Annotated in this window: 13 protein-coding genes; 5 read left to right on the forward strand and 8 right to left on the reverse strand. The window is 36.9% G+C overall.

The window, feature by feature from the left end:
* Positions 1-4 precede the first annotated feature (4 nt).
* Complete coding sequence (locus BXY64_RS02485) at positions 5-1,174, forward strand: aminotransferase class I/II-fold pyridoxal phosphate-dependent enzyme (protein WP_120238394.1); 1,170 nt, start codon at positions 5-7, stop codon at positions 1,172-1,174.
* 46 nt (positions 1,175-1,220) lie between these two features.
* On the opposite strand, the gene BXY64_RS02490 is transcribed toward BXY64_RS02485, so the two are convergent.
* From BXY64_RS02490 to BXY64_RS02505, 4 genes are all read right to left on the reverse strand, one after another.
* Positions 1,221-2,786, reverse strand: coding sequence for a GmrSD restriction endonuclease domain-containing protein (locus BXY64_RS02490; RefSeq protein ID WP_120238395.1), 1,566 nt, complete (start codon positions 2,784-2,786; stop codon positions 1,221-1,223).
* 1,126 nt (positions 2,787-3,912) lie between these two features.
* Positions 3,913-5,286, reverse strand: coding sequence for a DNA recombination protein RmuC (gene rmuC / locus BXY64_RS02495; RefSeq protein ID WP_120238396.1), 1,374 nt, complete (start codon positions 5,284-5,286; stop codon positions 3,913-3,915).
* A gap of 277 nt (positions 5,287-5,563) precedes the next feature.
* Complete coding sequence (locus BXY64_RS02500; protein WP_120238397.1) at positions 5,564-6,334, reverse strand: UDP-2,3-diacylglucosamine diphosphatase; 771 nt, start codon at positions 6,332-6,334, stop codon at positions 5,564-5,566.
* Positions 6,335-6,431: 97 nt separating this feature from the next.
* Entirely contained in the window at positions 6,432-7,586 is a 1,155-nt protein-coding gene (locus BXY64_RS02505; RefSeq protein WP_120238398.1) for a TlpA disulfide reductase family protein, read from the reverse strand.
* 321 nt (positions 7,587-7,907) lie between these two features.
* Here BXY64_RS02505 and BXY64_RS02510 point away from each other — a divergent pair, with 321 nt between their 5' ends.
* Positions 7,908-8,840: a bifunctional riboflavin kinase/FAD synthetase gene (locus BXY64_RS02510; protein WP_120238399.1), complete on the forward strand. Its 933-nt coding sequence runs from the start codon at positions 7,908-7,910 to the stop codon at positions 8,838-8,840.
* 108 nt (positions 8,841-8,948) lie between these two features.
* On the opposite strand, the gene BXY64_RS02515 is transcribed toward BXY64_RS02510, so the two are convergent.
* Positions 8,949-11,468 (reverse strand): sodium-translocating pyrophosphatase, encoded by a 2,520-nt coding sequence (locus BXY64_RS02515; RefSeq protein WP_120238400.1) that lies wholly within the window; start codon positions 11,466-11,468, stop codon positions 8,949-8,951.
* Between the two features lie 202 nt (positions 11,469-11,670).
* Positions 11,671-12,150 (reverse strand): Rieske (2Fe-2S) protein, encoded by a 480-nt coding sequence (locus BXY64_RS02520; RefSeq protein ID WP_147375866.1) that lies wholly within the window; start codon positions 12,148-12,150, stop codon positions 11,671-11,673.
* A gap of 87 nt (positions 12,151-12,237) precedes the next feature.
* Here BXY64_RS02520 and BXY64_RS02525 point away from each other — a divergent pair, with 87 nt between their 5' ends.
* The 3 genes from BXY64_RS02525 (at position 12,238) to BXY64_RS02535 (ending at position 13,784) form a co-directional block, all read left to right on the forward strand.
* Positions 12,238-12,702 (forward strand): hypothetical protein, encoded by a 465-nt coding sequence (locus BXY64_RS02525; RefSeq protein ID WP_120238402.1) that lies wholly within the window; start codon positions 12,238-12,240, stop codon positions 12,700-12,702.
* 177 nt (positions 12,703-12,879) lie between these two features.
* Positions 12,880-13,353: a transcription elongation factor GreA gene (greA, locus tag BXY64_RS02530; RefSeq protein WP_110361193.1), complete on the forward strand. Its 474-nt coding sequence runs from the start codon at positions 12,880-12,882 to the stop codon at positions 13,351-13,353.
* 35 nt (positions 13,354-13,388) lie between these two features.
* Positions 13,389-13,784, forward strand: a complete 396-nt coding sequence (locus BXY64_RS02535; RefSeq protein ID WP_120238403.1) for an HIT family protein — start codon at positions 13,389-13,391, stop codon at positions 13,782-13,784.
* A 59-nt stretch (positions 13,785-13,843) separates the two neighbouring features.
* On the opposite strand, the gene ruvC is transcribed toward BXY64_RS02535, so the two are convergent.
* Together ruvC and BXY64_RS02545 are read right to left on the reverse strand one after the other, a co-directional pair.
* Entirely contained in the window at positions 13,844-14,398 is a 555-nt protein-coding gene (gene ruvC, locus BXY64_RS02540; protein ID WP_120239732.1) for a crossover junction endodeoxyribonuclease RuvC, read from the reverse strand.
* Positions 14,391-15,284, reverse strand: a complete 894-nt coding sequence (locus BXY64_RS02545) for a DMT family transporter (protein ID WP_120238404.1) — start codon at positions 15,282-15,284, stop codon at positions 14,391-14,393. The genes ruvC and BXY64_RS02545 overlap by 8 nt, the downstream gene beginning before the upstream one ends.
* Position 15,285: the final 1 nt, after the last annotated feature.

Here is a 15,285-nt window from a genome sequence, read left to right on the forward strand (position 1 = left end):
AACCATGAAAAAAAACATCAACGCATCGCACACCCCTCTTTATCGTGAAGCGGGATTCAACCTAAAAGATTCAAAAACCACCCAGGAAGCATTCGCGGCAGAATTGGATCATCCGCATGAGCCGGAGAATTACATCTATTCGCGCTACCGAAACCCAACTACCGTTGCAGTTGAGCAGCAAATTATGGAGCTGGAAGGCTGTAAATGGGCTTTATTGGTAGAAACTGGAATGGCTGCCATCGATGTGGCAGTATCGGTTTTCCAAAAGGGAAAAGATACCCGACCATGGTTGTTCTTCCATGAAATTTATGGTGGCACCAATTCATTTATCGATACGGTTCTGATCAAGCGTCGTAACCTGGATGTACACCGTTTTTATGCCAATGATGGACTGTATGATTTCGAGGAATTGGAGCGCTTGTTAAAGGAGATTCAACCTGAATTCCTGTATTTCGAGGCGGTTTCGAACCCAATGTTGATTGTGGCTGATGTAAAGCGAATAATGGAACTGGCAAAGCAATACGATTGCAAAATTATTGTAGACAATACTTTCGGAACTCCATATTTGTGGAAGCCATTATTGGACGGTGCCGATTTGGTGATCCATTCTGCAACCAAATACATGAGTGGACATGGCAATATTACTGCCGGTGTCATCTGTGGTAACGATGAGGAATTGATGAAAGAGGCCATTGAGTACCGCAAATGGGCGGGACACTTTTTAAGTCCTGACGATGCCTACCGTTTGGGAACCCAACTGAAGAGTTTCGATCTGCGTTTCAAACAACATTGCGATAATGCTTTGGCTTTGGCAGAATACCTGCAAAACCATCCAAAGATTGAAGAGGTATTGTATCCTGGTTTGGAATCTCACCCAACCCGAAAAGAGGCCGTTGCCTTGTTTGGCGACAAAGGCTTTGGCGGCATGGTCACCTTCGATATTAAAGGAGATTCAGATGAAGACAAACGCGAAAAATGCAACCGTTTCATAGCCGCTTTGGAAGATCAGATTCCTTTGGTGCCAACCCTTGGTGAAGTAGATACCATTCTTCTGCCAGTTGAACCTGTTTGGGGAGCCAAATATCCTCTACCGGGAACCATTCGATTGTCGGTAGGAATTGAGAATATTGAGAAACTAAAAGAGTGGATTGATAAAGCTTTGAAGGAAATGTAAAAGGAAAAAAGCTCACCATTTGGTGAGCTTTTTGATAGAATTACTTTTAATTCTTAATGGATTGATTACAGTATGGATGAGTAAGCTGACAATTATCTTTAGATCCTAATCCATTATCTTGTTTTCTTATAATATGATCATATGAAATGGATTTCTCAGGATCTAAATATCCATTACAAATTGGACATTTAATAGCTGTCTTGAGCGCATTTTTAATAAAAGAGGAGCTTTTTACTTCCTCTGTAAAAGAAGAACCAGATATTGTTGAATCTCCTAGTACAATTTTACCTTCTAGTTTGGCGATTTTTACTATCTCGGAATCATTAACAACTTCTTCATTGTTTAAGCGTTTTACCATTTCATCTATTAGATTGCTAAATATTTCAATCCTATTTTTAGAGATATGCTTTTGTAAAATAGTTGCAATTAAATCTTTCTTCTCTACAAGTATTTCTTCAAGTTTTCCTCTACATTTTGTGAATTTGTTAAAAAATAATGAATCATTATTTCGAACTTTTTTAGATAATAAATCGACTATTCCCATAAACATTGCTCGAGAATGTCTTCCGCTTGGTCCGTAAAAATAAACAGCCGGATGAAGTCCAAGGCTTCCATTATCATTCCCTGAAATACGTTTTGCTAATCTAAGCGATTTATTAATAACACTTAAAGTAAGTTCACCGTTTATATCATCTTCGTGTGAACATACTTTTTCTGGAAAACCTTGCTGATTTCTATTGGTGATTAGTAGAAAATCAATTAATATTTGTAAGGCTGTTCTAACACTTTTAGATCCACCAAGTGGTAAATCTAGGGTTTTTATAGGCCTTTTTATTTCTGGATCAAAGAGAGTTTTGTGGAATTCTTTTGATATTGAACCTATTTTCTCATAAATTTCGGGTTCAAAGCTTGACCAATATTTATGACCAGTTCCAGCTCTGATAATTGCTCTAGCTGAAATTGGTATTGGTTTTTTTCTGTTGACTAATAATAGTTCTTCAATATCATCTAGTGGTGTTCCTTGTCTATTGATTTTAAAAAAAGATTGTTCCGCTTTATCCGCATCTCCTTTTACCCATTGTACTTGTAGACCTCTGGAAATAATACGACTTATACGTTTTCTTTCTGATGGATCTAGGTTATCCTTTTCATTCTGTAACTCTAATTGTTTGTAACTGCCAATTGAATTATTAATTAGTTTCCTAGTTTTTTCTGCTATTTTTTTCTGTTCAGGAGATATTTCTCTACCGAAATATTCATAAGAAATAGCACCATCCCCATAATCATCTTCAACCCATGCACGTATTGCACTTAGTCTATGTCCTCCATCAATAACAAATATGTAAGTTGGAGATTTCCATAGAATTACAGAAGGAACTAGATCTCCATTTATAAAGCTCTCTAATAATGACAATACTTGATTTGGGGTCCAGTGATTTGTTTCTCTTTGAAAATCTGGTTTCCTAAAATTTGGGACAACAAGAGCACCTCTTGTGAAGTCTCTTATCGAAATTGTGTTAAAGTTTTCATATGATTCTTCCTCTTCGGTATTACAACCAAAATCTTCTCTCTTTATTAAAGCATCTAAGTTAACCAGATTTGATTTTGCCATTACTTAAATAATTGTTTTATCTTATCTATTAATATATTTTAGGCTAATGAATTTTATAAAATTACATTCATACCAACGATTGTCTTGAATCCTAAAATTAACAATTCATAATGAACCGTAGCTAACTTTCCTATGAATTATTGTAAATAAACTAAAATCACTAAATCATCCCACAAAACAAAGCCCTATCGCCCCAATTTATATGCCTATCGCGAGTTTTGATATTCCTATCGCCAAAAAGTTCGCCTATCGCTAAAATGAGGGGCCTATCGAGTAAATGAGCTGTCCTATCTCCATTTTGGCATACCTATCGCTAAAATTCCCCACCTATCGTAGGGGTTTCAGAGGGTATGTAAGTGTTAGAGGTAGAGACAGCATTAATGCTATTTTTACAGATATAATAAATCAGTAACCAAACTTTATGCTCCAGGTTAAAACAAGCCAGCAAATATAGGCCTTCTAGAAGATTTTAATGCCAGTTGTCAGCCCCAAACTCCAGTTAGGCGAAAATAGCTTCAGTTGGATCTATCTATGCTCCAGTTGCACAAAGCACCCCTCCAGTTAGATATCTGATCCTCCAGTTATATAAATTTATGTTTCAGTTGGATAAAATACCCTCCAGTTGGCAATTTTGGTACTTCAGTTGGGTTAATAGGGGTTTCAGATTGCAAAATTATGCTCCAGTTATGAAATAGGTTAACATTTATAAGGTCTTCAGCAGTTTTAGCATACCTGTAGACATTTTCTATACCCCTGTAGCCATATTTACCCGTCTGTAGTGAAAATTACCCTCCTGTAGCAAAACGAATCTACAGGTATAGGGCTTCCAGAAGGTTTGATATCTACTATTGTGAGTTTGTCCATTCCTATTGGCAGTATAGGTATTTCTATTGCCACATACCAATGCCTACTACTAAAATAAGGTGCCTATTGTATATTTTAGAATCCCTATTGGAGAAATTACCCGCCTATTGGGAAAACAAGTTAACTATTGTAGGGCTATCAGAAAGATAATATAAAAATAAGAGCATCAAGAATCATAAAAATCTTAATAATCTGCGTCTAGATAAAAAAAAAGCCACGAAAAATCGTGGCTCTATATCATCATTGCGTCCTTCATGTGAAATTACTCTTTCAATGTTGGAGCATCATCCATTCTATCGATTAAGGCTTGTGGCAGTTTTTTCTTCACCTTAGCGCCAAGTTCTCTAATTTTTTCTGCACTTCGAATTAGGTTACCACGGCCTTCGGTTAGTTTGTTCATCGAGGTAGCATAGGTTTTCTTTGCAGTATCCATTTGTCTGCCCAGGCTGATCATATCATCAACAAAACCAACAAATTTATCGTACAATGCACCACCTTGGCGAGCAATTTCCAATACATTTCGGTTTTGGTGTTCCTGTTTCCAGATAGAGGCAATGGTACGCAAGGTAGCCAACAGGGTAGAAGGACTCACAATTACAATTTTGTTTTCCCAAGCATAATTAAACAATTCCTGATCGGCTTGTACGGCCATGGCAAAGGATGATTCGATTGGCACAAACATCAATACAAAATCAGGAGAGTTTAATGCTTCTGAACTTTGGTAATGTTTATCGGCCAATTCTTTCACATGCGCTTTCATGGAAATAATGTGATCTTTCAAGAACTTGTCCTTGTCTTCTTCGCCATTTGAATTTACAAATCGCTCGTAAGCCACCAGCGAAACCTTCGAATCAACAATTACATGTTTCTCTTCAGGCAAACGGATGATCACATCAGGGCGAATGGTCTGTCCTTCGCTATTCTGAGTTACTACTTCGCGTTCGTACTCTTCCCCTTTCGAAAGGCCCGAACGTTCTAATATTCTTTCCAATACAACTTCGCCCCAGTTTCCTTGTTTCTTTACATCACCTTTAAGTGCTTTGGTTAGGTTATTGGCTTCATCACTAATCTTTGCATTTAGGTCATAAAGCTTTTTCACCTCCTCTTTCAGGCTGATTTTATCGCGCAATTCCTTATCGTAAGTTTCCTCAACCTTCTTTTCGAATGATGTCAGCTTTTCCTTTATTGGCCCAAGAATATCGTCCATATTCTTCTGGTTGGATGTGGTAAACTCTTTCGTGTTTTCCTTCAGGATTTTAGAGGCAATGTTTTCGAATTCGGTAGTGAACTTCTTTTGTAATTCCTCCAGTTCCTGCTTTTGGTTTTCCAAACGCTCTTCCAAATTCTTTCTTTCGGTAGCCGAAATAGATACCGAACGGGTTAGCCTTTCGTTTTTCTCCCTTTCTTCGCCCAGTAAATTCGCTATTTCCTCTTTTTCGCGTTTTATGTTATTTGCACGCTCTTCCAATATCGATAATTGGTGCGATAATTCACTTTTTTCGGTGATAAAAGCATTTTCCTGCTTTAGCAATTCCTCACGATGAAGAGCTGCTTGTTGAGATGTTTTTTTTCTAAGAATCAGCCAAGCGATAATTACCCCTTTGGCAATTCCAATTGCGATGTATAAAAATTCCATGTGCTTTTTATTTAACCACAAAGTAAAACGAAGTAATTCACGAAGGAACACAAAGTATTGCATATCCTTTGTTTATTTACTGCACTTTATTCTTGTTTCATTTATTAGATCAAAAAAAAGATTTTACAACACTTATTTCTTTGCGATATTTTGCGTTGAATATTTAGGTTTATCGAAGATAAACAGATCTGTGTAATTTGTGTCATTCGTGGTTGAATAATTCTTGCGAAGCAAGCTATTAAATCTTTGTGATACTCTGTGAAAAACCTTTGTGACCTTAGTGGTTAATTGCTGGTTTTTCGAATTCTTTCAATTCCATTACACCATTATCCAACACGGCATAGGTAAAGTGTGTTACCCAATCGCCAGTATTAATGTATCTGCTTTCACCATTCAAATCGATATTGCAAGGCCAGTGGCGATGTCCGAAAATGAAATAGTCGAAATGTTCTTTTTTCAGTTCATCTTTGGCATATAGCACCAACCACTCTTTGTCTTCACCTCTAAATGTATCAGCTTCAATTTTGCCATTTTTAAGTCTGCTGTGTCCCGACCAATTGTGTGCCAGCCAAATCGCAAAATTTGGATGAATCCTGGCAAACGACCATTGCAGAAACTTATTGGTAAAGATCTTTTTCAGAATCTTATATCCCTTATCGTATGGCCCTAATCCATCGCCATGTCCCAAAAAGAATTTCTTGCCCTGAAGTTTGGTTTTTACAATATCACGATGAACGATTACGCCAGTTTCACTTGGCAAATAATCAAACACCCATATGTCGTGATTTCCGGTAAAGAAATGCACAGGAATACCCGAATCGGTAATTTCGGCCAGTTTTCCTAATACACGGGTAAATCCTCTAGGTACGGTACGTTTGTACTCGAACCAGAAATCGAAAATATCACCCATAAGGTAAATTGCTTCGGCATCTGCTTTAACAGTATCCAACCACTTTACAAACAACAATTCACGTTCGCGATTATTCTTTAAAGCGGGTGCTCCCAAATGCACATCCGATGCGAAATATATTTTTTTGTTTTTACTCATGAGAAAGTTTCATGTACTTAAAATGCCTAAAGTTTAAAAGTAATGAAAATTAGTTTTCACCTTTGTACTTTAGGCACTTAATAATATTTTAGTTGTATTACTTTACGTATTCAGCAACTTTTTCTTCCAATCTTCTTGCAAAAAGATCCTTACCAACAATTTCACCTCTTTGGTCGATTAGGTAGTTAGCAGGCACTCTTTGTACGTTTAACAAGCGAACCGCATAAGAACTTCCGTTTTCAGGATCACAAACATTTGTCCAGTTCATCTTGTCTTCTTTAATTGCTTTTTTCCAAAGCTCTTCGTCTTGATCAACAGAAATCTGGTAAATTCTTAAACCTTTGCTTTTATACTTGTCGTAGATTTTCTTAAGTGTTTTATTTTGCTTACGAGAGTTTGGGTCTTGAGATGCCCAGAAACTCAATACAATAAATTTCCCTTTTAAAGATGAAAGAGCTACGTCCTTACCATTGGTGTCAGGCAATTTGATTTCAGGAAAACTAGCACCTTTTTCTTTAATCATCTTAGCAATGTTTAGGTTGGACATTCTCTTTTCAAGAGTTTTGTAGTTGGCTAAAATTGCTTTGGTATATTCATGTTCAGGGTAAAGTGCTCTCATCGATGAAGCTACAATTTTCACAAACTGAATGTCCTTGTTCTCATTTAAAGTGAAAGTATCTTCATCAATTTTTTGATACAATGCCATATAGCTTGCCAACGAAGTAGCATTTTGCATGATAAAGTCGATAGAGAATTTTCTTTGTGCTTGAATAGCTTCAATATATTCAGCCACTAAATTTTGTGATACAGTCGAGAAATCAGCATCATTTTTCTTTTCTTCCAATTGCTTGCGGATTGCAGCAACTTTGGCTTTGGTAACATTTAAAGTATCGTTAATCTGTTTTACCAGTTTCGAACCTTTCGATCCTTCAACGATATACTTTTTATTCATGTTTTCGGCCTTGCTGTAAACTAACATTTTATCGTTTTCTTCAGCCAAAAGGGTAAGCAATTTACCGTTTGATAAGCGTAACAAATAAAATTCAGGTTGGGTAAGGTTCAAATCAAATTCAAATCGACCTTCTTTGTCAAGTTTTACCGAATCAACAGTGCTTGTACTGGCAACATGTAAATGATCCAAATACAAAGTTTTACCTTCTGCGTTATCGATTTTACCTTCGATGCTTACATTTCCTTTTTGGCCACAAGCCCAAAATAAAACTAGTGGAAGTACAAATAATAGTTTTCTCATACTATGGATTAGATTGTGTTATTTAAACTGCTAAAATTCTTGGTTTCACTATCAAATAATTTATAATCAAAAGCTTTGGCTGATTTGAACTTAAGTTATCAAATTCTCAAAGCAAATGCGCTGCGAAACTTCAGGCGGAAATTTACTAATAATTTCCTGTATAATCATTATCAAGCAATGTGAGATATTGAAGGAATCGATCAGGTTCGGGAATTTTTCATATTTTTGCTTTCAGATTAAAAAGGTGAAATTTTCTGGCTTGATATAAAGAAGGGATGGATGATTTAGATTAAATTTCACCACATACAACTGATATTACAGATGAAGATATATACGGATCTTAAAGATTTTTCTGCTCTAAACCCTGTGGTTACCATTGGAACTTTTGATGGTGTTCATTTGGGACACAGAAAGGTAATTCGTCGACTACAAGAATTGGCCCACAGAGTAAAGGGGGAAACCGTGATTTTTACATTTTACCCACATCCTCGATTGGTTCTCAACAAGGAGAACAATGGTCTTCGCCTGATTAATACTTTGGAAGAAAAGAAGGTTTTGCTTGAGGCGGCTGGTATCGATCATTTGGTAATTTATCCTTTTACCAAAGAGTTTTCGAAACTTTCGTATGTAGAATTTGTGGAGCAGATATTGGTAAAACAATTAGGCATGAAATACCTGGTGGTTGGTTACGATCACCGTTTTGGTCACAATCGAGAAGGGAAATATGAAGATTTAAAGGTTTTTGCCGATCAGTTGAACTTTAAAATCGAGCGCCAGGATGTTTTAAACATGGATGCCATAAACGTAAGCTCAACCAAAATCCGTAAAGCCATTGGCGAAGGGGATATTAAAACGGCAAATAAATATTTAGGCTACCGGTTCTTTATCAAGGGAGATGTGGTTGATGGAAAAAAATTAGGAAGTAAAATTGGCTTTCCTACTGCCAATATCGATCCGCAGGAAAGTTACAAACTGGTTCCAAAAGATGGAGTTTACGCCGTTAAAGTTGATGTTGATGACAAGCGCTATTTGGGCATGTTGAATATTGGTGTTCGACCAACAGTTAACAATCAATTAGACAACAGGTCAATCGAAGTTCATATTCTTGGTTTCGATCAGGACATTTACTACAAGAACATTACCATTCATTTCTACAAAAGAATTCGCAACGAGCAGTTTTTTGCATCAATTGATGACTTAAAGGCACAGCTGGTAAAAGATAAGGAAGCGGTTGTTGAATTGTTAACGAAATAAAATCTGTACTTGTAGAGACGCAAGGCCTTTCGTCTGTGTTCAAAATAAAAGATAAAAAACAACCCCGAAGAAATTCCTCGGGGTCATAAATGTTATATAATCAAACTGCTAGTTTTTACTAGCCTCAACTTTTACATTTTCCTGGTGATTTGTTCCAGGTTCTTTTGCTTTGGCTTCAGGATTGGGATTTCCTTCACCAATTGGTTTATCAGGAATTCTCATTCCGTAGAACGAACGATAAACGAAGAACAATCCGATCAATAAGAATACACCACCAATGTATGGCGCCATATTCGCTTCTCCGGTTTTGTCAGCATGAACAATCAGTTCGATTGCAATTTCAGCTGCCAATAAGCCAAACAGAGTAGAGAATTTAATAATTGGATTCAATGCTACCGATGAAGTATCCTTATATGGATCACCAACAGTATCACCTACGATGGTTGCATCGTGAAGAGCTGTGTTTTTCTCTTTCAAATCAACCTCAACCACTTTTTTGGCGTTATCCCATGCACCACCGGCATTTGCCATGTACATTGCCTGGAACAATCCGAAAATGGCAATGGAAATCAGGTAAGCCACAAAGAAGTTCGGGCTAAAGAATGCGAATGCCAAAGTTAAACTTAGGATTACAGCAAAGATATTCCACATTCCCGATTGAGCATACTGCGTACAAATCTTTACCACATTCTTAGAATCTTCAATATCAGCTTCAGCCTTATCCAGATTAATATTTTTCTTGATGTATTCAACAGCTCTGTATGCACCAGTTGTAACTGCCTGCATTGAGGCTCCCGAGAACCAGTAGATAACAGCACCACCTGTAATCAAACCTAGAATAACCGATGGATCGGTCAATTCAATCTGTAATAATGATTGCCCGTTGGAAAGAATGGTTCCTTTCAGTAAAAGAATGATTGCAAAAATCATGGTAGTTGCACCAATAACCGCAGTACCAATCAATACAGGCTTGGCAGTAGCCTTAAAAGTATTACCTGCCGAGTCATTATCTTCCAGATTGTGCTTTCCAGTTTCAAAGTTAGGAGCAAAGCCAAAGTCTTTTTCAATTTCTTCGCTAATGTTAGGAATACTTTCGATTTGAGACAATTCAAATACCGATTGAGCATTATCGGTTACTGGTCCGTAACTATCAACTGCAATGGTAACAGGTCCCATTCCCAAGAAACCAAACGCAACCAAGCCAAATGCAAAAATACCTGGATATTCACCAAAAGCATCAATATCCTGAACGGTGTAAAATGCAACCGCCATTAGCGCCATCATTACCATTCCTTTCCAGAATGCCGAGAAGTTACCTGCAACCATACCCGATAGAATGGTAAGAGAAGCTCCACCTTCACGAGAAGCGCTCACAACTTCTCTTACATGGCGAGAATTGGAACTGGTAAAGGCTTTGGTAAATTCAGGAATAATAGCCGCAGCTAGAGTACCACAAGAAATAATGGTTGATAGTTTCCACCATAATCCGTTAGGAAGATCGGAAATCAACACATAACTCAATGCATAAGTCACTACGATGGAAATAATGGAAGTAATCCATACCAATGCAGTTAATGGAGCTTCAAAATCGAAACTATCTTTTTTGCTATACTTTGCCTTGGCAATGGCTTGATTTACCAAATAAGCCAGAACAGAAGTGAAAATCATCAATACACGCATTGCAAAAATCCATACAATCAATGTAGATGCAAATCCCATATTTGGAATCAAACCAGTTTCACCAAACATTAAAATGATGAAGGTAATTAATGCCACACCAGTTACACCGTAAGTTTCAAAACCATCGGCAGTTGGTCCTACGCTATCACCAGCGTTGTCACCTGTACAGTCGGCAATTACACCAGGGTTTCTTGGATCATCTTCTCCAATTTTAAATACGATCTTCATCAAATCAGCCCCAATATCAGCAATTTTGGTAAAGATACCACCGGCAATTCTAAGGGCAGAAGCACCAAGCGATTCTCCAATTGCAAAACCAACGAAACATGCACCAGCACTTTCGCCAGGAATGAAAAGAAGGATGGCAATCATCATGATCAGCTCAACGCAAATCAATAGTAAACCAACACTCATACCAGCCTGAAGCGGAATAGACATTACGTCGAAAGGCTTTTTCTTTAATGCAGCGAAAGATGTTCTACTGTTTGCATAGGTGTTAATTCTGATTCCGAACCATGCAACACCATACGATCCAAGAATACCAAGAACGGTCCATAGAAGAATCAGTAAGGTTTTAGGAATGCTTAAATGAGCTAATGCCAGGAAGTAATAACCAATAGCAACACCAATAATCAAGAATAGAATAATCAGGAATTTACCTTGCTGCAACAAATAGGTTTTACAGGTTTCGTAAATTATATTTGAAACTTTTGCCATCGATTTGTGCGTAGGAAGTTTTTTGATGCGATTAAACTGCACCATCCCAAACAATAAACCCAGGGCAATGATGATAATTCCGTAGAGGAGCAAGTCCCAGCCATTCATGCCTCCAATTCCATCAAAGACACTTTGTCTTAAATCAGGAACTACCAAATCGGCTTCACTTGCAAAAGATGCGAACGGTGCACACAAAACCCCGAACACAAGTAGTAATAATGCTTTCTTCATAAGATTAAAAAATTAATTTGAATAGGTGAATTTCCTTTCAAATTATGCATTATTGTTTACCGAGTCAAGGCTTTTTTATAGAAATGTGCAATCAGAAAAACTTTCGTTGATTTGCTTTGTGTCCTGATTTTGTTATATTTATGATGTCAAAATTAGTTCTGTTGCAAATGGGACTAATTTTTTTGTGCCTTTTATATACTGATTAGTTGTAAACCCTAAGGATATTACCAGAAACACTGGTTCTGTATGATTTTAATGGATGGATGGCTACAGATTCGCTGGTTGGAGCAGCACCTGTTGATAGAATAAATTCGCTTCCGCAAACCGGACAAGTCGCACCATTATTCCATGCATCAGCATCATCAGGATCATTCAATTCAACATGTTTATCAGCTTCAACATCATGAGTGCAAGTAGCATCGTAGGCATAATACTGACCATTGGTTCTAAATACAAATATGCCATGCCCCTTGTATCCTAAAGAACGACCTTCGATGAAATCGAAATACATTGCAGAATTGTTGGTCAATTGATTGTAGTAGGTAAGATCGATATGAGCATTAATCTTTTGGTAGGGAACAATTTCGTTTACATCCACAGAATCGGAACTACAAGAACAAATACTGATGCACAATGAAAATAAAACGAAAAAATATAGTAAATTTGATTTGTTGACTGACATAATTTTATAGTTTGCATTAATAAACGCAGGTTGATCCTGATTATTATTGTGAAAGCGTAAAACTAACAATTAAATATCAGAACTCTCATGGATGAAGGATGGGGAAATATAATATATCTGATCATATTAGCGATTGTAGGAATTTTTAGTTCTATCAAGAAGAACAAAAAGAAGCCTGTTCCAATATCTCCGCCCGATGATGGAGAAATAGCGGAGCAATCTGCTCCTCAAACTACAAAGCCGCAAAACGATTTTGAATCGGTATTTGAAGCTTTGTTGGGGCAACAAAGGCCCGAACCATATCATGAGGAAGAAGAATGGGAAACAGAAGCTCCAATTGCCGAACAGGAGGTAGTTTTAGATTCAGTTCCTGAGCAAAAGGATCCTCGGGAAAGTAGTATAGAATATACTGAGAAGCGACAAATTTCTTCATTAGATGCTTTAAAAGATCTCTATCAGGAAGAAGCGGAAGAGGAGGAAGAAGATGGGGAAGAAATTGATTGGCGTCAGGCGATAATTTACAAGGAAATTTTAGAGAGAAAGTACAATTAGTATAATTTTTTAGTACTTTTATAAGTCCCAGTTTATACCGTATAAAAAGGAGCATAAATATTAAATTTGTATATTTGTATTCCTGAAGAGTTCCGAGAAGTCGGGATTCTTTTTGTTTTATAGGTCTTTGGTGATCTGGGAATTAAGAAATCAAGAAAAAATAAATAGGAGGATATTATGTCTGGTTATTCATATGTAACAGCAGATGGTTTAAAAAAACTAAGAGAAGAATTGGAACAGCTTGAGAATATTGAGCGTCCAAAAATTTCAAAGCAAATTGGTGAAGCGATTGACAAGGGGGACTTGTCGGAGAATGCTGAGTACGATGCAGCAAAAGAGGCTCAAGGTTTGTTGGAAGCAAAAATTGCCCAGTTGCGAGGAGTTATTGCCAACAGTAGAGTTATTGATGAAACTAAAATTGATACATCAAAGGTTCAGATGATGAACAAAGTTACCATTAAGAACCAGAAAAATGGTGCAGTAATGACTTACACTTTGGTGTCGGAAAGTGAAGCTGATTTTAAGAAAGGTAAACTTTCTATCAATACACCAATTGCCAAAGGTTTAATTGGAAAGAAAGTTGGCGATGTAGTGGATATTCAGGTTCCTAATGGAATTATTCCTTTCGAAATCATCGAAATTTCTATCTAATAGAAACAAATTGAAAACTTCTTAAAACAGATAAAATGGCTTCAATTTTCACAAAAATAGTTCAAGGCGAGATTCCTTGCCATAAAATTGCAGAAGACGACAAGTACTTTGCATTTTTAGATATTAGCCCTTTGGCTAAAGGTCATACATTGGTAATTCCAAAGCAAGAAGTTGATTACATTTTTGATTTGGAAGATGATGTGTTGGCAGGCTTAAATGTATTTGCAAAAAAGATTGCTAAGGCAATTGACAAAAGTGTAGAATGTAAACGTGTTGGAGTTGCCGTTATCGGTCTGGAAGTTCCACATACGCATATTCACTTGGTACCATTGAATAATATTGGAGATTTAAATTTTGAAAACCCTAAACTGTCTCCAAGCCAGGAAGAACTAGCCGAAGTTGCAGAGGCTATTCGCAAGAATTTAGAATAAGAGAATATCTTAATATATAGACAAGCCGCTTTTTGAGCGGCTTTTTTCGTTTTTGGTATTTATTTTTTTACCCGATTCGGATTGTTTTTTATAAAATCGGCCCATGAACTGGATTTTTTCGCAGTAACCAGTGCATTGTCCTGAAAAAAGTGACAAAGTGCAATTGCAATGGCATCTGATTCATCAGGATTTTGAGGAAAATCTTTCATTCTAAAATAACGTTGAAGAATTACCGCCAATTGTTCTTTCGAGGCAGTTCCCGTACCAGTAATTGCTAGCTTAATTTTACGTGGAGCATATTCAAAAATTGGAATATTGCGTTGCAAAGCGGCAGCAATGGCTACGCCTTGCGCACGACCCAATTTCAACATCGACTGAATATTTTTACCAAAAAACTGAGATTCAATTGCCAATTCATCGGGATGATATTCATCTATGACTTGCAGTGTTCTTTGAAAAATCTTTTGAAGCTTGATATAGGGATCGCTGATTTTTTTTAAATCGAGAACCCCCGAAACCATGATTTCAGGTTTTCTGTTTACCACTCTAATTAACCCGTATCCCATTAAATTGGTTCCCGGATCAATTCCCATAATTATTCTGTCGTTACTCAATTGAATTGGATTTTTGAACAAGTTTTTGCAGTACTATCCCAGCTATAATAAGAACCAAGCCTGCCAGTGTACTAAGATAGATAGATTCTCCGAGAATCAGATTAATAAATATTAATGAGGCAAAGGGGCTCAAGAAAACCAAGTGACCAATCTTATCGGTAGAACTGCTCAATTTCATGGCTTTTAACCAAAGTACATATGCAATTCCACACTCAACAATCCCAATGTAAATTCCAGCCAATAAAGGTTTGGTATCAGGAAGTGTGAAATTAGAAAAAAGAGCTATGCTTAGTACAATGTAAATGAATCCAAAAATAAAGTTCAAAAATAGCTTGGCAACTTCTTCTCTTATATCTCTTACATTATATATCCAATACAAAGCCCAGAAAATCGAACTTCCAACTGCCAGTAACACTCCGAACGGATTTGGTGTTTGCAATGAAGCAAATGAGCCTTTGTTGGCAATTACAACCACTCCAGCAAAACTGACCAGAATGCATAGAATACTTTTAATTCCTATTTTCTGTTTTAACAAAGGAATAGAAAGCAGTACCAAAGTTATTGGCCAGATGTAATTCAAGCTCATTGCAAATTGCGCAGGCAAAATGGCATAGGCCTTTAGTAAAACCAGGTAGTATAAAAATGGATTTAACAAGCCTAAAATGGCAGAGCTGAAATAATGCTTTTTACTTACTTTAAAACTGTTTAATAGTTGGTTTTTCAACACCAATAAAACGGAAAGAAAAATAAGGGCTGTACCTGATGAAATCAAAAGCAAGTGCATAAAATCCATACCAGCAAGAGCAATCTTAAATGCCGTTGCTACTGTAGACCAACATAAAATTGCCAGTAATGCGTATGTATATGCTCTTTTCTGCTGCTTCAAG

The sequence above is a fragment of the Marinifilum flexuosum genome, assembly GCF_003610555.1.
Taxonomy (GTDB): domain Bacteria; phylum Bacteroidota; class Bacteroidia; order Bacteroidales; family Marinifilaceae; genus Marinifilum; species Marinifilum flexuosum.